This is a genomic window from Bifidobacterium sp. LH_743 (assembly GCF_056355775.1).
Map to the genome: position 1 here is coordinate 206,411 of NZ_JBKESZ010000001.1, position 19,226 is coordinate 225,636.

The 19,226-nt window shown below is 61.4% G+C and carries 14 protein-coding genes and 1 tRNA gene; 11 read left to right on the top strand and 4 right to left on the bottom strand.

Going from position 1 to position 19,226, the window contains the following annotated elements; all coding sequences use genetic code 11:
• Window positions 1-136: 136 nt before the first annotated feature.
• A tRNA-Lys gene (locus AC1ATL_RS00810) sits at window positions 137-209 on the bottom strand.
• 126 nt (window positions 210-335) lie between these two features.
• Here AC1ATL_RS00810 and AC1ATL_RS00815 point away from each other — a divergent pair.
• Window positions 336-1,886, top strand: coding sequence for a C69 family dipeptidase (locus AC1ATL_RS00815; RefSeq protein WP_476567759.1), 1,551 nt, complete (start codon window positions 336-338; stop codon window positions 1,884-1,886).
• A 384-nt stretch (window positions 1,887-2,270) separates the two neighbouring features.
• Here AC1ATL_RS00815 and AC1ATL_RS00820 read toward each other — a convergent pair whose 3' ends face one another.
• Entirely contained in the window at window positions 2,271-3,302 is a 1,032-nt protein-coding gene (locus AC1ATL_RS00820) for a glycosyltransferase family 2 protein (RefSeq protein ID WP_432622663.1), read from the bottom strand.
• A gap of 223 nt (window positions 3,303-3,525) precedes the next feature.
• Window positions 3,526-4,347 carry a TetR/AcrR family transcriptional regulator gene (locus tag AC1ATL_RS00825; RefSeq protein ID WP_476567762.1) on the bottom strand — a complete coding sequence of 274 codons (822 nt, stop codon included), beginning with the start codon at window positions 4,345-4,347 and terminating at the stop codon, window positions 3,526-3,528.
• 289 nt (window positions 4,348-4,636) lie between these two features.
• On the opposite strand from AC1ATL_RS00825, the gene ftsY reads away from it, so the two are divergent.
• Complete coding sequence (gene ftsY / locus AC1ATL_RS00830) at window positions 4,637-5,902, top strand: signal recognition particle-docking protein FtsY (RefSeq protein WP_476567764.1); 1,266 nt, start codon at window positions 4,637-4,639, stop codon at window positions 5,900-5,902.
• A 312-nt stretch (window positions 5,903-6,214) separates the two neighbouring features.
• Here the strand turns inward: ftsY and AC1ATL_RS00835 are convergent, their stop codons facing one another.
• A complete protein-coding gene (locus AC1ATL_RS00835) occupies window positions 6,215-7,450 on the bottom strand; it encodes a cation:proton antiporter (RefSeq protein WP_476567766.1) in 1,236 nt (411 codons plus the stop codon).
• A 371-nt stretch (window positions 7,451-7,821) separates the two neighbouring features.
• Between AC1ATL_RS00835 and AC1ATL_RS00840 the strand changes: the two genes are divergently transcribed.
• The 9 genes from AC1ATL_RS00840 to AC1ATL_RS00880 all read left to right on the top strand — a co-directional run bounded on the left by AC1ATL_RS00840 (window position 7,822) and on the right by AC1ATL_RS00880 (window position 19,158).
• Window positions 7,822-9,117 (top strand): ammonium transporter, encoded by a 1,296-nt coding sequence (locus AC1ATL_RS00840; protein WP_432622655.1) that lies wholly within the window; start codon window positions 7,822-7,824, stop codon window positions 9,115-9,117.
• A gap of 1 nt (window position 9,118) precedes the next feature.
• Window positions 9,119-9,457, top strand: a complete 339-nt coding sequence (locus AC1ATL_RS00845; RefSeq protein WP_003807443.1) for a P-II family nitrogen regulator — start codon at window positions 9,119-9,121, stop codon at window positions 9,455-9,457.
• A 206-nt stretch (window positions 9,458-9,663) separates the two neighbouring features.
• Window positions 9,664-11,490: a [protein-PII] uridylyltransferase family protein gene (locus tag AC1ATL_RS00850; protein WP_476567770.1), complete on the top strand. Its 1,827-nt coding sequence runs from the start codon at window positions 9,664-9,666 to the stop codon at window positions 11,488-11,490.
• 447 nt (window positions 11,491-11,937) lie between these two features.
• Window positions 11,938-13,386 carry a replicative DNA helicase gene (gene dnaB / locus AC1ATL_RS00855; protein WP_432622650.1) on the top strand — a complete coding sequence of 483 codons (1,449 nt, stop codon included), beginning with the start codon at window positions 11,938-11,940 and terminating at the stop codon, window positions 13,384-13,386.
• Between the two features lies 1 nt (window position 13,387).
• Window positions 13,388-14,959: a MurT ligase domain-containing protein gene (locus AC1ATL_RS00860; protein ID WP_476567772.1), complete on the top strand. Its 1,572-nt coding sequence runs from the start codon at window positions 13,388-13,390 to the stop codon at window positions 14,957-14,959.
• A 29-nt stretch (window positions 14,960-14,988) separates the two neighbouring features.
• Window positions 14,989-15,747: a type 1 glutamine amidotransferase gene (locus AC1ATL_RS00865; protein WP_476567774.1), complete on the top strand. Its 759-nt coding sequence runs from the start codon at window positions 14,989-14,991 to the stop codon at window positions 15,745-15,747.
• 128 nt (window positions 15,748-15,875) lie between these two features.
• Window positions 15,876-16,118 carry a phasin family protein gene (locus AC1ATL_RS00870; protein WP_446476267.1) on the top strand — a complete coding sequence of 81 codons (243 nt, stop codon included), beginning with the start codon at window positions 15,876-15,878 and terminating at the stop codon, window positions 16,116-16,118.
• Between the two features lie 275 nt (window positions 16,119-16,393).
• Window positions 16,394-18,061, top strand: a complete 1,668-nt coding sequence (locus tag AC1ATL_RS00875; RefSeq protein ID WP_432622671.1) for an ABC1 kinase family protein — start codon at window positions 16,394-16,396, stop codon at window positions 18,059-18,061.
• A gap of 92 nt (window positions 18,062-18,153) precedes the next feature.
• Entirely contained in the window at window positions 18,154-19,158 is a 1,005-nt protein-coding gene (locus AC1ATL_RS00880; RefSeq protein ID WP_476567776.1) for a class C sortase, read from the top strand.
• Window positions 19,159-19,226: the final 68 nt, after the last annotated feature.

The following is a 19,226-nucleotide window of genomic DNA, read 5'->3' on the forward strand; positions in this document are numbered from 1 at the left end:
TTTATGGTGTGCCGCACGACTTTGCAAATGAATCTGCTGGGTAAATGCTGGGTTTCCCCTTCATAACCCCTTGCATCGGATAAACGAAGAGCCTTGAAAACCGTTGCAATCATTGGCTTTCAAGGCTTTTGGCCGGTGCCCCCCGTGGGATTCGAACCCACAACCCACGACTTAAAAGGACGCTGCTCTAACCGTTGAGCTAGAGGGGCAACAGCAACATAGTATACAGCATATTCGGACGAATCGCCACCGCGGGCGTCTTTCGCCTCACGTTTGCCCCACGTTCGCGCCTCGCGTGCCCACATCGTGTACCCACGGCCCTTACAATCGAAACCATGTCATGCACCACGATTCTTGTAGGTAAAAAAGCAAGCTACGACGGTTCGACCATCATCGCCCGCGACGATGATTCCGGTTCCGGCCGTTACGATCCCAAGAAATTCATAGCCGTCGCGCCGCAGGAGCAGCCGCGGCACTACCGCAGCGTGCTCAGCCACGTCGAAATCGACCTTCCCGATGACCCATGCCGCTACAGCATTGTGCCGAACGTGCTGCCAAACCGTGGAATCCTTGCGGAAGCTGGTGTGAACGAGCATAACGTGGCCATGAGCGCCACCGAAACCATCGCCGTCAACGAACGCGTGCTCGCCGCCGATCCGATGGTCGAGCTGCAGCCGGCCGACGAAACCACGGGCAGGGCGGAAACGCCTGGCGGCATCGGCGAGGAGGACATCATCACCCTCGTCCTGCCGTACGTCGCCACCGCGCGCGAAGGCGTGAAACGTCTCGCGGAACTGCTCGAAACGTACGGAACGTACGAATCGAACGGCATCATCATTTCCGACGTGGACGAGATCTGGTACGTCGAGACCATCGGCGGCCACCATTGGATCGCCCGTCGCGTGCCGGACGAGAAATGCGCCATCATCCCCAACCAGCTGGGCATCGATTATTTCGATTTCGACGACGCGTTCAGCGACGCACGCGAATTCATGTGCAGCGCCGATCTGCCGGACTTCATCGAACGGCATCGACTTGGTCGCGCGGCGGGCGCGCAGGGCGGCATGAACGGTAGCCATTGCAATCCGCGCATCATATTCGGCACCGCCACCACAAAGGACCACATCTACAACACGCCGCGCGCCTGGTACATGCACCGTTACCTCAACCCCGCTGATGCGGAAGGGCACACGCCCGAATCGGACGATATTCCGTGGTGCGTCGAACCGGAGAACGCGGTGACCATCGAAGACGTCGACTTTTTGTTGGGATCGCATTTCGAAGGCACCCCTTACGATCCGTACGGAACGCAGGGAACCCCGGAAAGCCGCCATCGCTACCGTCCGATTGGCATCAACCGCACCGGACACATGGTCGCCATGCAGATTCGTCCGTACGTGCCTGCGGAAAACCGTTCGATCATGTGGATTTCCTACGGTTCCGGCGCGTTCACCGCGGCGGCGCCGTTCTATGCGAACGTGGACGATACGCCGGCGTACCTGCGTGACACCACGCCGGAGGTCTCCACGGATTGCCTGTATTGGACGAACCGTCTGATCGCGGCGCTCGCCGACGCGCATTTCTATGAGACCAACAATGCCATCGAGGCGTTCGCGGAGGGCGTGCGTGTGTTTGGGCATCGGTTGGTCGAACGCACGGATGCGGCGCTGGAGCAGCTGAAGCAGGAAAATCCGACAGAGCAGGAAGAGCAGCCGGAGAACGCAGGGCAGACCGCGGCCGGCCCAACCTCCGCACGTCTGGAATCCGCCAACACCGAAATGGCGGAATACCTGCGCAAGCATGCCACCAAGTTGCTTAACGACGTGCTGTACACGTCCAGCAACCTGATGCGCAACGGCTTCGCCATGTCCGACCGCTGGAACTGAGCCTGTGCGGGCGGCCTGGTGCGGGTGCCTGCTCCCGGGGAACCAGCGCCAGTGACCTGTGCGGGCGATTCTGCGCTGCCTTGCAAAGCCCCCGGACCAGCTAATTGCCTCTAATTGCCTTATTTGTGGCACCTGATACGCGTTACCCCGAGTATGAGCCTTGGAATTCCAACGTTCATACTCGGGGCAAACGCATTATGGTGCCACAAATAAGCGAAATAGCGGTGCCGGAAAGGTGAAATCTGCCACAAATAAGCGAGATAGCCGCTTTCCTGGAGCTAAAACCGTCAAAACGCCAGCCCGTCCGTCAAACGGAATGCCAGCCGGAACGTCCGGCCGACGCACGTCAACTGGAAATGCCGGACCGGCGAACAGAGCCCACAATCAGTTGAAGCCGACCACGTGTTCCGCGACGAAATATCCCTTGCGAATCACGAATCGTCCGACCGACCCGTGCAGATTCAGCGCGCGTGACATCGCCTTCTTGCGGACGTCCTTGTAGATCGTGGGCGAATATTCCTTGATATCCGCCCACAGGGCCTTCTTCTTCTCGTAATTCGCCGGGTCGCGCGACAAGATCATGAACACGCTTGCCACGGAGCTTTCAATCGCCAGAAAATGAATCATGTAGCGGTACAAGCCGTCCGGCACCGTGCCGCGTTCGGGGGTGGCGCGCACCATGCACTGGTTGACGAGACGCAGCTGGTCCACGCGGCGGATCATCACGTCCGTCTGCACGCTCTGCCCGTCACGTCCGATGAAATAGTGGTAGAACGGCGTGTCCAGATATTGCAGCGACTTGACCCACGGGAACGGCTGATACGCGTAGATGAAGTCCACGTAGAACGTGTGTTCCGGCAGTTGCATCTTCGATTCACGCACCACGGCCGTCCGGTAGACCAGCGCGTGCATGAGGATGTATTCGGTCAGTCCGAAATGCCCCAGATCATCCCAGGTGAGCCGTTTTCCGGGCTCCATGGCATGACGGAAGCTCACCACGTGTTTGTTGCGTTTGCCCACCTTGTCGTACACGTAGTTGGTGACGAGCATGTCGAGCGGGTCGTCCTTGCCGACCTCGTCGCGCAGCACGGCCAGAACCTGTTCCAGCGATTCGGGACCGACCCAATCATCCGCGTCCACGACCTTTACATACATGCCGCTCGCCGCCGCGATGCCGGTGTTGACCGCGCCGCCGTGGCCTTTGTTCTCCTGATGGATCGCGCGCACGATTCCCGGATTGCGAGCTTCGAATTTCCGCGCCATTTCCAGCGTGCCGTCGGACGAGCCGTCGTCCACGATCAGCACTTCGATGTCGTCGTTGCGCTTCGCCGCGATCAACGATTCGACGCACCGTTCCAGGTATTCCGTCATGTTGTACGCGGGCACCACGAAGGTGAGCGTCTTCTTCTCCTGCATATTCTTCCTCGTATCGGGCTCGTGCCGGTCGTTTTGGCTCGGCGCTGTGCCATGTTGGCCGTGCGGAGGGCCGAGGCTGGTCCGTCCGTGCCGGTCAAAGCGTAACGGAAACTAACGTAGCACCATGTGCGCTTCCGGGGAATGGTTTCGCGCACAAACGGCACCCTGAAATACGCAATCTGCACCTGAATTTTCCCTGAGGGTCATCTCAGGTGACATTGCGTCAGTTTTCGTCAACGTTTGGCTGCTGTTGTTGTTCTTGCGATTGTGCGGGTTCGTCCGTTTCGTCGTTGTCGCGGTTGTCTGGGTTGTCTGGGTTGTCCGGCTGGCTTGGGGCGCTCTGCGATTTCGCGGCTTTCCTTTCCCGCTTCGCGTTTTCCTTCGCTTTTTTCGCGGCCTGTTTTTCCGCGGCGCGTACGGTCTTCTCGTTTTCGTAGCGCAGTTCCGGCTTGGCCTCCATGCGGCTCAGTCCGTACCATGCTAGGTTCACGATGTGCGCGGCGAGCTGCTCCTTGCTGAGTTTGCGCTGGTCGGCCCAGTATTGGCAGGTGTATACGGTCATGCCGATGAGCATCTGCGCGTAGTACGGCACGCCTTTGGCCGGCAGATGCTGGCGTTTGAACGATTCGGTGAGGATGTCCTCCACGCGGACCGAGATGTCGCCGAGCAGGGAATTGAATGAGCTGGACGGGTCGGTTTTCGGCGAATCGCGGGTGAGCACGCGAAATCCGTCGGCGTTCTCCTCCACGTAGGTGAGCAGCGCGAGGGCTGTGCGTTCCACGATTTGGCGCGGATGTGCGTTCGGGTCGGACAGCGCGTTGATAAGGGTATCGGTGAGGGCTCGCATTTCGCGGTCCACCACCACGGCGTACAGGCCTTCCTTGCCTCCGAAATGCTCGTACACGATGGGTTTCGACACTTTGGCGGTGGCTGCGATCTCCTCCACGCTCACCGCTTCGAAACCCTCGGCCGCGAACAGCGATCGACCGATTTCGATGAGCTGTTCGCGCCTTTGATACGACGTCATTCTGGATGTATTGGCCATGCTGTCCAGTTTTTCACGTCCCGTGGATAGCCCCGCTTCCACTCCCACTTCATGTCTCCGGTTCCCGGATTCATATCCCGCCTCCCAACAATGTCCGATTCTGGAGAATCGGACATCTGGAGCACAAAAACCAGCCCTTGAGTGTCCGATTCTGCAGAATCGGACATCTGGACTGCAGAATTCGGCTCTTGGATGTCCGATTTTCCAGAATCGGACACTCGTGGGAAGGATGGAAGGATGGGTGTGGGATGGACGGCGGTGTGTCCGTTGCGCTTTTTAGGCTGGAGCCATGGATACGAATGTGATTATTGCGATTGTTGTGGCCGTGGTCGTCATCGCGGCTATCGTCGTCGGCGTATGGTGGTTCGGCAAGGCTTCCAAGCGGTCCGTGGAACGGGCCACCGACGAGGCTGTGGCCAAGGGCGGCGTGCAGCTCGCCACCGAAGACACCAAGCACGTCGGCAACGCCGATGCCGAGCAAACCTCGAAGGCCGAAGCGAACGCATCGCCAGCCGCTGAAACCGCCAAAACCGCCGAATCGGCGGCTTCCGAAACGCAGCGGTCGCCCGAATCCCCGACGGCACCCGCAGCTGAAGAACCAGCATCGAAAGCAACCATCGAAACCCCCGAAGCGGCCGGATCCCGCATGCAGCGTCTCAAGGCGCGCCTGTCCAAGTCCGGCAACCCGTTCGGCAAGGCCCTGTTCAACATCCTCGCCAAGGACCAGCTCTCCGAAGCCGACTGGGAGGACGTCGAAGATACCCTCCTGCTCGCCGACGTCGGTGCGGAAGCCAGCGAGCAGCTCGTCGAGGAACTGCGCAACGACGCCCGTATCGCTGGTCAATCCGACCCGGCCGAAGTGCGCGCCGCGCTGAAGGACAAGCTCCTGAAGCTCGTTGGCACCGACGTCGACCGCCGTCTCAACGCCGACAAGGAAGGCGCGAACAAGCCGAGCGTCATCATCATGGTCGGCGTGAATGGCACCGGCAAGACCACCACCGCGGGCAAGCTTTCCCGTCTGCTCGTCTCCGAAGGCAAGCAGGTCATGCTGGGCGCGGCCGACACGTTCCGCGCCGCCGCCGCCGATCAGCTGGAGACCTGGGGCGACAAGGTGGGCGTGCCGGTCGTGCGCTCCGACAAGGACGGCGCCGACCCGGCCTCCGTGGCGTTCGAAGCCAGTGCCAAGGCCAAGGAGGCGAACGCCGACGTGCTCATCATCGACACCGCCGGCCGTCTGCAGAACAAGGCCAACCTGATGGACGAGCTCGGCAAGATCCGCCGCGTCACCGAAAAGAACCTGCCCGTGGACGAAGTGCTGCTCGTGCTTGATGCCACTACCGGCCAGAACGGCATGACGCAGGCCAAGGTGTTCGCCGAGGCTATTGGCATCACCGGCGTGGTGCTGTCCAAGCTCGACGGCTCCGCCAAGGGCGGCATCGTGATCTCCGTGCAGAAGGAGCTGGGCGTCCCCGTCAAGCTCGTCGGTCTGGGCGAAGGTCCGGATGACCTTGCCCCGTTCGATCCGGAAGGCTTCGTCGACGGCATCCTTGCCTGACCCGCCTCTTCCATAGCATCGCGCCTCCCAATCTCGGGAGGCGTTTTTTATTGCGTTATTGCGATCTCGAATGTCCGATTCCCCAGAATCGGACAAATAAACTACTTCGAACCACGCTTGAATGTCCGATTCTGCAGAAACGGACACCTGACATACGAATTTCGCACCCTAAATGTCCGATTCTGGGGAAACGGACATTTAGGACCTTGATTTTGGCGTATGAATGTCCGATTCTGGAGAATCGGACAAACAAGGCTCCGATTTGGTACTTCAGATGTCCGATTCTGGAGAATCGGACATTCGGTGTGGCGATTACTCCGCGGACACGGTTTCGGCGGCTTCACCAGCTTCGGCTTCATCACCAGTTTCGACACCTTCAGTGTTATCCGCAGCACCCACCCCCGGCACTCTGCGGATCGTCAGCTTCAGCAGCAGTGGCGCGACCAGCGTGACCAGCGAGATGATGAAGATGATCGTCGAATAGTATTCGCTGCCGAGCACATGCTCGTTGAATCCGATTTGCGCGGTGATCAGCGCCATTTCGCCGCGCGGTACCATGCCCGCGCCGATCATCAGCGCCGACGCTCCGCCGAAGCCGGCCATGCGTCCGCCCAGCCCGCAGCCGACGATCTTGGTAATCACGCCGAGAATCGTCATGATCACAATGAAGACGATCATCTTCGGATCGTCCACGCCCGTGGTCTGCAAGCCGATGCCCACGAAGAACACCGGCACGAACAACGTGTCGCCAACCGGCTCGATGTACCGGTCCGCCTCTTCGGCGTAATCGCTGTTGCTGACCGCGATGCCGGCGAAGAACGCGCCCACCGCGTAGCTCAGTCCGGCCAGATTCGACGCCCACGCCATCGCAAGGCAGATGATGATCGCCATCACCGCGATGCCGGAAGGCGCCTTCAGCACGCCCGCCAACGTCATCAGCGCCGGTGCCACCCAGACCACTACCACGACGGCCGCCACGAAGAACAGCACCTGCTTCAGGAGGATCATGCCAAGTCCGGCCACGTCCACGCTGCCGGTGTTGACGAGCGTGCACATCACGGACAGCAGGATCACGCCGATCACGTCGTCCGCCACGGCCGCGCCGAGGATGGACACGCCCTCCTTGGAATCCAGCAGCCCGGCCTCCTTGAGCACCGCCACGGAGATCGACACGGACGTGGCGGAGAACACCACGCCGATGAACGCCGCCGGAATCGGCTTGAACCCGAACAGCAGGCTCACTCCGCCCATCACGGCCACGGGGAACACCACGCCCATGCATGCGATGATGATCGCGGCCTTCGAATACTTCTTCAGCAGCTGCAGATCACAGCCGACACCGCCCAGGAACATCAGGATGATGATGCCGAGGTCGCTGAACAGCGACAGCGAATCGCTCATATGCAGCACGTTCAGCAGCGCCGGTCCGACGAGGATGCCGACGAGGATCTGCCCGATCACTTCCGGCAGCTGCACCTTCCGGCAGATCAGTCCGGAGACCGTGGTCAGCATCAGAATGGCGCATAGTGAAATGATGAACGTTGCCATAATCCTCGTCGCTCTCTCGTCCCGCACGCCGCGCGTATCGTGCGCATGCGTATCGCGCACGCCGCATGCGCCGCGCGTCCCGTAGGTTTTCTGCATTCAACTTACTCCGACCTCGCCCTTCGTCCGTCGCCGCAATTTCATATTGCGATTGTCGGACGGCCATGTCTTGGTCGTTGCCGTGTAGTCCGTTTCGTTGGATTTCCGGCATTCCGCGACTTTAATCGACGTTTTTCTCACATGCCGTTACGTCGCCGTAACACGTCGTAACGTTTTCAAAACGCGGCCGGCGTTCCATATCGTTCTGTCAGCCCCACACGATGGGGCGGGAAATGTGAATCAAAGACAGAGTAAGTAAGAAAGAGGAGGGTGACATGGGCCAGCTTGATTCTGGAAATGCCGCGTGGATATTGACTTCCGCGTCCCTTGTGTTCCTCATGACGCCTGGTGTGGCGTTCTTCTACGGCGGCATGGTCCGCGCCAAGGCTGTATTGAACATGATGATCATGGAGGCGGCCGCATTGTCCGTCACGATGATCATCTGGGTGCTGTGGGGTTGGTCGATCGCCTACGCCGGCACTTCGGTCGGAGGCATCTTCGGTGATCCGGCGACCGGCTTCCTGCTGAAGGACACCATGGTTTCCGACAATGGCGTATACACATCGGCCGCGCTGAACAGCAACCACTATCCGGTGAGCATCGACGTGGCATTCCAGGCCGCGTTCGCCATGATCACCGTCGCGTTGATCTGCGGCGCCATCGCCGAGCGCGTGAAGTACAGCACGTGGATGATCTTCGTGGCGCTGTGGATCACGTTCGATTACGCTCCGCTCGCGCACATGGTGTGGAATGGCGGCCTGCTGTCCGCCGACGGCGCGATCTCCCAGGCCATCGGCGCCCAGGCGCACGATTTCGCAGGTGGCACGGTCGTCCATATCAACGCCGCAGTCGCCGCATTGATCATCGTGCTCATCATCGGCAAGCGTAAGGGCTTCGGCACGCAGCCGTTCCGCCCGCACAATGTTCCGTTCGTCATGCTCGGCGCCTTCCTGCTATGGTTCGGCTGGTTCGGCTTCAACGCAGGTTCCGCCTTCGCCGCCAACGGCACCGCCGGCTACGCGTGGGTCTCCACTTCCGCCGCTACCGCCGCGGCAATGCTTTCCTGGGGCTTCACCGAGAAGATCCGCACCGGCCATTACACCGCGATGGGTGCTGCTTCGGGCATCGTCGCCGGTCTGGTCGCCATCACCCCGGCCGCCGATGTGGTCTCCCCGCTGTGGGCCATCGTGATGGGCGCCATCGCTGGCGTGCTCACCTGCCTGGCCTGTGGCCTGAAGTTCAAGCTCGGCTACGACGACTCCCTTGATGTGGTCGGCGTCCATGGCGTCGGTGGCTTCACCGGCACCGTGCTCATCGGCTTCTTCGGCGAGGGCACCGGCCTGTTCGCAGGCGGCAACTGGCGTCAGCTGGTCGTCCAGCTGGTCGTCGCTCTCGTGGCCATCGTCTGGTCCGCGGTCATCACCGGCATCATCGCCTTCGCTCTGGAGAAGACGATTGGTTGGCGCGTCACCGAGGCTCAGGAGGTCGGCGGCATCGATTTGGCCGACCAGGGCGAGCGCGCTTACGATTTTGCTGGTACCGCCAGCTCCGTCCTCAAGGAGGTGAAGTGAGATGAAGCTCATTACCGCTATCATCCAGCCCCATAAACTCGACGATGTCAAGGAAGCCCTCGCAGCCGCGGGCGTGCACGGCTTGACCGTGTCCGAGGCCAACGGCTATGGTCGCCAGCGCGGCCACACCGAGGTCTACCGTGGCGCCGAATACACCGTGGATCTCATTCCGAAGATTCGCATCGAGGTGCTGTCCGATGACGCCGATGCCGAAACGCTGGTCGGCGTGATCGTCAAGTCCGCCGGCTCCGGCACCATCGGCGACGGCAAGGTCTGGGTGGCTCCGCTTGATTCGGTGACCCGCGTGCGCACCGGCGAGACCGGTTCCGCCGCCATCTGATTCGATTCCGTTTTCGATTTCGATTCGGACGGCTTTTAATACCCCCGGGCTTCAAGGTTCGGGTTATCAATAGGACGATCCCCGTACGTGCTTCGCGCCGTGCGGGGATTTCCATAGGTTCGTCTTTTCCGGGATGCTTTCCGGGTTGCTTTCCCGGACGTTGTTTCCGGTTTTCAATGCGTCGGTTTTCGTAAGGAACGTGCGTTATGGCTTCAGCGGTCGAAGGTCTCAAGAAACGGTTCATGGCTATGAGCCAGCCCGATAAGGACGGTGTCTACCGCGATGGCGCGGCGAAACGCGAGGCCCGTACGCGGTTGGCCATGGATAGTCTGAAGCGGCTGTGGGAGGAGGCCTGTGGGGAGGTTTCCTTCGAGGTCCCGTCTTCCGGCATTGGTCTCGGCGCGGTTGGCTCGCTGGCCCGTGGACAGGTCGGCCCCAGCTCCGATTTGGATTTGGTGGTCATCTACGAGCCACATGCGGTGAACGACCGGCAGCTCAACGAGCTCGCCAACAAATTGTGGTATCCGATTTGGGATTCCGGCCTCGATCTCGACCAGTCGGTGCGCACCGTCGCGCAATGCGAGGCCGTCACCGACCGTGACCTGCCCGCCGCGATGGGCTGGCTGGATGTGGTGCCGATCGCGGGGGACACACGGCTGATTGCGGATACGGCCACCTCCATATTGGAACGGTGGCGCAAGGCCGCCCGCAAGCGTCTGCCGGAGCTACTCGGCTCCGCGAAGTCGCGTCTCGACGAATTCGGACGCATGGCCTACATCAACCAGCCGGACATTAAGGAGGCGCGCGGCGGTCTGCGCGATGCCGTGCTCGTCTCCGCGCTCGCCGCATCCTGGCTTGCCGACCGTCCGCACGGCACGTACGACGATGCCGTCGAACGTTTGCTGGACGTGCGCGACTGCATCCATTTGGTCGCGGACAAGGACACGAATCTGCTGCTGTCGCCGTACCAGGCGAAGGTCGCGGCGATGCTCGGTCTGTCCGATCCGACACTGCCCGAAGGTGAGCGTGAGGCGCAGTCGATTGACGATTTGCAGACGCTGCTGGCCCGCGTTGGCCGACAGATCGCGTTCTCCCTTGATTCCACTGCGTCTCGCGCCGAGCATTCGCTGACGCATGACAAGCCGCGTTTCGCCTTCTTCCAGGTGTTCCAGCCGCGTGGCGGCGGCAGGCGGCAGGCGCCGACCTTCGATGTGATCGCGCCTGGCGTCGCCAGGCATGAGGAGGAGATCGTCCTCGCACCGGGCATGGATCCGACCGAAGATCCGAATCTCGTGCTGCGCGTCGCCGTCGCGGCCGCGGAGTTCGGCCTGCCGATAGCTCCGGGAACGTTGCAAAATCTGCGGAAGTGCCCGGTCGGCGACCGCAATTGGACGGCGGAATCACGTGAATTGTTCGTACGATTGCTGGCCACGGGGCCCGCGTTGCTGGATGTGTGGGAGGACATCGATTTCATCGACGTGCCGGGCAAGCTCATCCCCGAATGGTTGGGTGTGCGCAATCGGCCGAGCGCGTCGGCCGCGCACCGGTACACGATCGACAGGCATATGGTGGAGGTCGTCACCCGCCTCGGCCGTGAGACGCCCAGCGGCGGGCGCTATGACGACCGGCATTACGAGGCGTTGCTGCTTGCCGGCATTCTGCACGACATCGGCAAGCGGCCGGGTGTGCGCGACCATGCGGCGGAGGGCGCGCGGCATGCGACCGTCATCGTGGAGCGCATGGGCTTCGACCGCGACATCGTCCGTTGGGTCACATTGCTGGTGCGCGAGCATCTGACGCTATCCGAATTCGCGACCGGCAGCAATCCCAATGATCCCAATGTCGGCGACGATCTGGCGGGGCGGCTCGACCATGATCCCGTGCTGCTGGACATGCTCTTCGACCTGACCCGCGCCGATGGTTCCTCGCTGGGCGCCACATCCGGCGAGGCCATTTCCAAGCAGTATGGCTGGAGCAGGTGGCGGGAGACGCTGGTGCGCACCATGTACAACGCCACCCGTTACCACATGTGAGCTTCCCGGTGGGGTCTGCGCGCTCAGCCGTCTCCGCGTCTCGAATGTTCCGACGCTCATCCTCGTCTACCGTGATTTTGTCGGCAGTCAGCGAAAAGTGGGGAACATATCACCTTGCGTTCACTTCGGCAAATCGAAATATGGGGATTTTCCCACCAAACGGAAAATGTCCCCAAGTTGTCCACTTGGTTATCCCCACTCTGTGGAAAAGTCGGAACGTTTTCCACACGGTTATCCCCAATATGTGGATAACTCGGCTTTTTTCAAGTTTCTTATCCACAACGGGGCCTTCCGCGCGTGTCGTGGATTGGTGAAATGTCCCGATGCGGAGATTCATCCACAATCGCGGGGCCATGTCGGACGTGACGACGTGTACGGTATTATGGTTTTCTTTTGTATTAAAAAATTTCGGTCGATTTCCTCGGTCGATTTTGCGTTTGGAGAGATATGGCGGAGAACGATTCGTGGGGCAACGATTTGGTGCAGAACCATGGTTTTTCGGTCGCCGGAAACGGCATGAGCGGACGTCCGGGACAGCCGGTCCGCGACGCCATCTTCGATCGTGTGCCGCCGCATGACGACGACGCCGAAATGGCGGTGCTCGGCGGCATGCTGATGAGCAAGGACGCCATCGGCGAAGTGTCGCAGATGATCGACGTGACCGATTTCTACCAGCCGCGCAACCAGACCGTGTACGAGGCGATCATCAAGCTGTTCGCCGCCTCCCAGCCGGTCGACGCCGTGCTCGTGGCCAACGAGCTGCTTTCCGAAGGCAACCTGGAGAAGGTGGGCGGATCCGACTACCTGCACAGTCTGGTGGCTTCGGTGCCGACGGCCGCCAATGCCACGTTCTACGCCGACATCGTCCATCAGCGCGCCATCCTGCGCAACGTGATCGCCGCCGGAACCAAGATTGCCCAGCTTGGCTATACCGCCGAAGGCTCTCAGGCCGAGGACGTCGTCAACCTCGCCCAGGCCGAGGTGTACGAGATGTCCACCGGCAAGGTGCGCCAGGACTACGCGCCGATCGGCAGTGTCATCACCGAGACGCTCGACCAGATCGACCGTCTGCAGAGCGGCGAGGTGGCCAAAGGCGTGCCGACGGGCTTCCGTGACATCGACGAGGTGACGCAGGGTCTGCAGCCCGGCCAGATGATCGTCGTGGCGGGCCGTCCGGCCATGGGTAAGTCCACGCTCGGCGTGGATTTCGCGCGTTCCGCCGCGCTGCATCACAATATGACGTCCATCATCTTCAGCTTGGAAATGAGCAAGACCGAACTGGCGCAACGTATCATCGCGGCCGAGGCCAATATTCCGCTCTCCGTCATGCGCCGCGCCGAGGACATCACCCCTGAGCGTTGGGCCGTCCTGAACGAGTTGCAGGACAAGTTGCAGAATGCGCCGCTGTTCATCGACGACAGCCCGAACATGAGCCTGATGGAGATTCGTGCGAAGTGCCGCCGACTCAAGCAGACGAACGATCTGAAACTCGTCGTCATCGACTACCTGCAGCTCATGACCTCCGGCAAGGCCGTGGAAAGCCGTCAGCAGGAGGTGTCCGAATTCTCCCGCGCGCTGAAGCTGCTCGCCAAGGAGCTTGAGGTGCCGGTGGTGGCACTGAGCCAGCTGAACCGTGGTCCGGAAATGCGTCAGGATAAGAAGCCGCAGTTGGCCGATCTGCGTGAATCCGGTTCGATCGAACAGGACGCCGATGTGGTGTTCCTGGTGCACCGTCCGGACGCCTACGATAAGGAGGACCGTCCGGGCGAGGCCGACATCATCATGGCGAAGCATCGTAACGGTCCTACCGAAACGTTCAATCTGGCATTCCTTGGCGCCTATTCGAAGTTCAAGGACATGCCCCAGGATTACCAGTCCCAGCAGGAGATGGTGTGATATGGCTTGGAATTCCTTCGCAACGCCCCTGATCGGCAAAGCCGTCCGCGCTGCCTCCCGCCTGGCGCACGGCGGCGGCAGCGCGTTCCCCGGCAAAATCGTGGAACGCATCGACCCGGACTTCCTTTCGCGCACGCTGGCGCAACTGCCGCTCGGCGTGGTGCTCGTCTCCGGCACGAACGGCAAGACCACCACCACCCGCATGGTGGCCAGCATGCTCGAATCGCTCGGATTGAAGGTCTTCACCAATCCGACCGGCTCGAACTTCACCCGAGGTGTGGTCTCGTCGCTGCTCGCCGAAGTCTCACTTTCTGGCAAACTCGACGCCGACATCGCGGTATTGGAGCTCGACGAGGCGTACGCCGTGCATTTCGTACGCCAGGTGAAACCCGATTACTGCCTGCTGCTCAACGTGATGCGCGACCAACTTGACCGTTTCGGCGAGATCGACAACACCGCGCGTCTGCTGAGCAAAGCGGCCGAAGCGACCACCGGAACCGTTGTGCTCAACCGCGAGGATCCTCGCATCGCCCGGCTTGCGGACGTCGTTGATACCGAAGACGGTGTGGAAGTGCGATATTTCGGCCTCGACGAATCGCTGCGCGGCTTCTTCCCGTCGGACGACGACATGCGCACCACCGTCGACGCGGAATCGCAGGAAACCGATACGTCGGACGCTGCGCAGGACGCTGCGGAATCGCAGGAAAGCCCGGAAAATGGCTGGAATACCGCCGATTCGGCCGATCGTACGGCCGACGTGCTGCCCGCCGATGTGACATTGCGTTCCGTAGGCGACCATCGTGCCAGCTTCGTCATCGATGGTGAGACGTACGAGACGACCGTCAAGCTGGAAGGCGTCTACAACCTGTACAACGCGGCCGCCGCGCTTGCCGTGGTGCGTGCGGTCGTGGCGGACGCGCAGGCCATGTTCCTGCCGTTCGAAGAGGCGCTCGCCGAAGCCTCCGCATCCGATACGGCCGGCAAATCCGGCGAGGTCGGCGCGAATGGCGCGGCCGGCCAGAGCGACCAGGCCGCCGCGAACGCGATTCTGCGCCAAGCCGGAGTCTCGCCACGCATGATCGCCTTCGCGCATGCCACCACGCAGGCCATGATCGACGCGGCCAGCGAGGTCACCCCGGCATTCGGCCGCGGCGAGGTCATCACCGTGAACGGCTCGCCCGTGGAACTGCTACTGGTCAAGAATCCGATGGGATTCCGCCTGTCCCTGGCCTCGTTCAAGCCAGAAGGCTGCGACACCATGATCTGCATCAACGACGAATACGCCGACGGCCGCGACATGAGCTGGCTGTGGGACGTGGACTTCACCTCGCTGCGCGGCACCGGCGTCAAAGCGGTGTCCGGCGTGCGCGCGTGGGACATGGCCCTGCGCCTCGAATACGACCAGGTGCCCGTCGAACAGGTGAGCACCGACCTGGAGGAAACGGTCATGACGTTCGTGAACGCGGACCCCGGTACCCCCAAACACATCTACTGCACGTACACCGCCATGCTGAAAACGCGTGCCGCGCTGGCCAAAATCGCCGACGTGGCCGACGCCGGCGTGGGCAAGTGAGACGCGGCGAAGGAGAACGAGGAGACGATATGGGCCAGGTCATCGACATCGTGTCGCTGTATCCGAAGGACATGAACATCTACGGCGATTCCGGCAACGTGCTCACCATCCGGCGCCGTCTCGCGCTGTACGGCTATGAGCCGCGCGTGCACGCCTACAACCAGGGTTGCGACTGGCCCGAGCACGTCGACATGATCCTGGGCGGCGGCGGACAGGACACCGGCCAGAAGAAGATCATCGACGACTTCTTCCAGCGCGCCGATTTGCTGCGATCGCTGGCAGCGGACGGCGTGCCGATGCTCATGATCTGCGGCCTGTACCAGCTGTTCGGCGAGTATTTCGAAACGGTGGACGGTTCCCGTCTCGACGGCATCGGCGTGATCGGCGCGTACACGGTGGGACGTGAGACGCGCATGATCGGCAATCTCACGGAACATTCCGGCGATTTCGGCGACATCATCGGTTACGAGAACCATTCCGGACAGACGTTCCTGCGCGACGGCGTCCAGCCGCTCGGCACGGTCGACGCGGACGGCACCGGCAATAACGGCGAGGACCATACGGAAGGCGCGCGCGTCAACAACGTGATCGGCACGTACATGCATGGCTCGCTGCTGCCGAAGAATCCCGCGGTCGCCGATTTTCTGATCCGCACCGCCGTGGAACGTCGTTACGGCAAGTTCGACCCGGCTTCGGCAGGGCAGACGGACGAGCAGCGCGCCGAATTGCGCCGCATCGACGCCACCGCCGACCGCGCCCGCCGCGTGGCCATGTCCCGTCCGCGATGAACGGGCGATGAACGGGCGGCAACCGTCCCGTATTCCGCCAATCGCCATGCGATTGACCGGTTTTGCCTCCCGCATATGTGGAGCATTTGCGATACAGTAGGTACCACCATCACCTAAAGGAGGACATCATGGCTGATATTAATTTTGGTGACGGCCTGCGCAAGGTTTTTCTCGCCGGCATCGGTGCTTTGGCGACCACTGTTGAGAAGAGCCAGGAAATCGTCGACGACCTCGTCAAGAAGGGCGAGCTGACCGTCGAGCAAGGCAAGGCCCTCAACGCCGAACTCAAGCACAAGGTCGAAGAGGCCAAGGAGACCTCCGAAGCCAAGAACGAAGCCGCTCCGGCCGCAACCGAAGACAAGGCCGAGTAAGGCAAAACCCTCGTATCGCCGTCTGCAGCGCACGCCAGCGCCCGGACGGCGATTTGTTATGCCCATCTTATGCGCATCGCCCATGCGCCGATTGCCCATGTACCGAGCACCCAGTCGAATCCCAACCGTTTGCGAGCAGTGATATGTCTTTGAAATCGTCACCAGACAAGCCGGACGCGGCACGTCCCGAAAGCGTCGAGCCGGTCACACTGTCCGACAGGGTCAACGCGGTCATCAACCCATCCGCCGACCCTTCGCCGGACGCAGCCTCGCAGATGAACGGGCAATCATCCGAAACCATCGGCATCTTCGGGCCCCGAAAAGATACGTTCTCCGAACGCTACCACCTGACCCGACGCGGCAAACTCAAGCGACTCACGCAAATCGCGCGCATCGCCAACCAATTCGACGTGGTGCACGGGCTCACACCCGTCAAAATGCGGCTTATGCTCGAAGCGCTTGGCCCCACCTTCGTGAAGGTCGGACAGATCCTGTCCATGCGCTCCGAAATCCTGCCCCAAGCGTTCTGCGACGAACTGTCCAAACTGCGCGCCGACGCCGACCCCATGCCGTACAGCACGGTGCTGCAGGTGCTCGAAAACGAGTACGGACGGCCCGTGGACGAGATCTTCGAGCACATCGACGCCACACCGCTCGGTTCCGCAAGCCTGGCGCAGGTGCATCGCGCCAAACTCTCCACCGGCGAGGACGTGGCCGTCAAAGTGCAACGGCCGGGCGTGCGCGAAACCATGGCGCAGGACGTATCCATCATGCGCACCATCGCCAAAGTCGCCACCAGAACCATGCACAGCGCGCAGGTGGTGGACCTCTCCGGCGTGGTCGAAGAGCTGTGGGACACTTTCGAATCCGAAACCGACTTCCTCATCGAAGCCCGCAATCTGGCGGAATTCAAACGATTCTGCGAACGCTACAAGTACATGGACTGCCCGAAACCGTATCCGGAACTCTGCACCGAGCACGTGGTGGTCATGGACTACGTCGAAGGCATCTCCGTGTCCCATCCGGACGAGCTCGTCGCGGCCGGCTACGACCTGAAGGAGATCGGCACCAAATTGGTGGACAACTACGCCACGCAGGTGCTTGACGAAGGCTTCTTCCACGCGGACCCGCACCCCGGCAATATCATGGTGCGCGGCGGACAGATCGTGCTGCTCGACCTCGGCATGACGGGCCGGCTTAACGCCAAAACCCGTTCCGTTCTGAAGGACATGATCTTCGCCGTGGCCGAACAGGATTCGCCCGCGCTTGCCGACGGTTTGCTGCGGTTCGCCGGCGCCGAAGCCGATTCGGAGGATTACCCGGCCCTGCTGGCTGATTTGGACGTGATCGTCAAGGAATTCGGCACGGTTGATTTGGCCGAGCTCGACATCGCCGCCATGCTGACGGCCCTGACGCAGATGGCGCAGCGTCACGGCATTGAAGTGCCCAGCACCGTCACCACGGTCGGCCGCGCGCTGGTCACGTTGGAAGGTCTACTTGACGAGTTCATCCCCGACGTGAACATGATCCAGATTATCTCCGACCACATCGCGGCGAGCACGTCGAAGAAGGATTTCGTCAAGGATGAGGCGAAATCGCTGGCCGTCGAGGGGCATCAGGCGCTGCACAGCCTGCTGGCCGCCGCCAACGAGCTGAAGGTGGCCTCCCGCATGCTCACGCGCGGTCAGCTGCGCGTGAATATGGAGATGGTCGGATCGCAGGAGCCGATCCATCTGCTCGCCAACATGGTGAACAGGCTCACGATGGCGCTCATCGTGGTCGGCCTGTTCATCGGCTCGTCGATCGTGTATTACGCGGGCATCAAACCGGTGATCTTCGGCATTCCGATCGTCGGTTTCCTCGGCTATGTGATCGCGTTCATCCTGTCCGTCTGGATTGTGTTCGACATCTACTTCAAGGGACGCAGCTCGAAGAAGCGGTAGCCGATTGGCGTTGCCGTGATGCGGTAGACTTGGCTTCCGTCCATTTCCGCCGGTTGCGACCGGCGGGTCATGCAGGTCGTCAGGAGGTGCGTATGGCGGACCGGCAGCCATGGCGCCCGATGGCGTTCGACGAGGCGATCGACATTTCCGCACGCGTCGCCCTCAGACAGAGGCTACGCCGGCAATTGCATTTTCTGTATGCTTTCGTGGCCACGCTGGTGATTGCTGCGATCGCGGTGGCCGGCTTTCCGTACGTGTTGCAGTGGCGTGCGTCGATCGCCACATCCAAAACGGCCGACGAGGCCGCCCGCCATGTGCAGGGCTGGCCGTATCCGCAGGCCGAGCGCGCGTTCGCCGCGGCCAAACGATACAACAGGAAGATCGCTGCTTCCGAACAGAGTGTGCTGGGCGAGGCATCCGACCCGTTCGCGAACGTTCCCGGAGGCTCCCACACGTCCGACGATAGTGATTCGATATCCGCCAAAGACAAGGAATACCAATCCCTGCTGGACGCCGGCGGCGGGGTGATGGGCACCATCCGCGTACCCAAGGTGTCCATCAAACTGCCGATCTACCACGGCACATCCAATGTGGCGCTCGCCTCGGGAGCGGGGCATCTGTACGGCACAAGCCTTCCGGTGGGCGGCGCGAGCACGCATGCGGTCATCACCGGACACCGTGGGCTGGTTGAAGCGGCCATGTTCACGCGTTTGGACGAGGTGAGGAAGGGCGATTTCTTCTACATCGAAGTGATGGGGGAGACGCTTGGCTACGAAGTGGACCGCATCGAGGTGATCGAGCCTTCGGACACGTCGAAGCTGCGTGTGGTCAAAGGCGAGGATCGTGTGACGCTGATGACCTGCACGCCGTACGGCGTGAACACGCATCGTCTGCTGGTTTCGGGCCATCGCGTCTCTATTCCGCAGCCGGCGCCCGATCCGAACACCATGCGCGACCCGTGGGTCACGGCTTTTGAGGCTGGTATTGCGGTTCTTGCGATTGGCTTGCTGACATTGTTTGTGCTGGGTCGTCGGAATCGTCCGCAACCGCATATCATGCGTCACGCCACGGTGCATCTCGACACGCTGATCAGATGATTCCGGACATGATTCGGTATGATCTCGGTGCTCGCGGTCAAGTGGCCATCTTACGGGGGATGTTGCCA

Coding starts and splice junctions, on each gene's coding strand:
- AC1ATL_RS00875 (WP_432622671.1), top strand. CDS start 16,394: ATGAACGGGCAATCATCCGAAACCATCGGCATCTTCGGGCCCCGAAAA.
- AC1ATL_RS00865 (WP_476567774.1), top strand. CDS start 14,989: ATGGGCCAGGTCATCGACATCGTGTCGCTGTATCCGAAGGACATGAAC.
- ftsY (WP_476567764.1), top strand. CDS start 4,637: ATGGATACGAATGTGATTATTGCGATTGTTGTGGCCGTGGTCGTCATC.
- AC1ATL_RS00845 (WP_003807443.1), top strand. CDS start 9,119: ATGAAGCTCATTACCGCTATCATCCAGCCCCATAAACTCGACGATGTC.
- AC1ATL_RS00860 (WP_476567772.1), top strand. CDS start 13,388: ATGGCTTGGAATTCCTTCGCAACGCCCCTGATCGGCAAAGCCGTCCGC.
- AC1ATL_RS00880 (WP_476567776.1), top strand. CDS start 18,154: ATGGCGGACCGGCAGCCATGGCGCCCGATGGCGTTCGACGAGGCGATC.
- AC1ATL_RS00850 (WP_476567770.1), top strand. CDS start 9,664: ATGGCTTCAGCGGTCGAAGGTCTCAAGAAACGGTTCATGGCTATGAGC.
- dnaB (WP_432622650.1), top strand. CDS start 11,938: ATGGCGGAGAACGATTCGTGGGGCAACGATTTGGTGCAGAACCATGGT.
- AC1ATL_RS00835 (WP_476567766.1), bottom strand. CDS start 7,450: ATGGCAACGTTCATCATTTCACTATGCGCCATTCTGATGCTGACCACG.
- AC1ATL_RS00825 (WP_476567762.1), bottom strand. CDS start 4,347: ATGGCCAATACATCCAGAATGACGTCGTATCAAAGGCGCGAACAGCTC.
- AC1ATL_RS00815 (WP_476567759.1), top strand. CDS start 336: ATGTCATGCACCACGATTCTTGTAGGTAAAAAAGCAAGCTACGACGGT.
- AC1ATL_RS00820 (WP_432622663.1), bottom strand. CDS start 3,302: ATGCAGGAGAAGAAGACGCTCACCTTCGTGGTGCCCGCGTACAACATG.
- AC1ATL_RS00870 (WP_446476267.1), top strand. CDS start 15,876: ATGGCTGATATTAATTTTGGTGACGGCCTGCGCAAGGTTTTTCTCGCC.
- AC1ATL_RS00840 (WP_432622655.1), top strand. CDS start 7,822: ATGGGCCAGCTTGATTCTGGAAATGCCGCGTGGATATTGACTTCCGCG.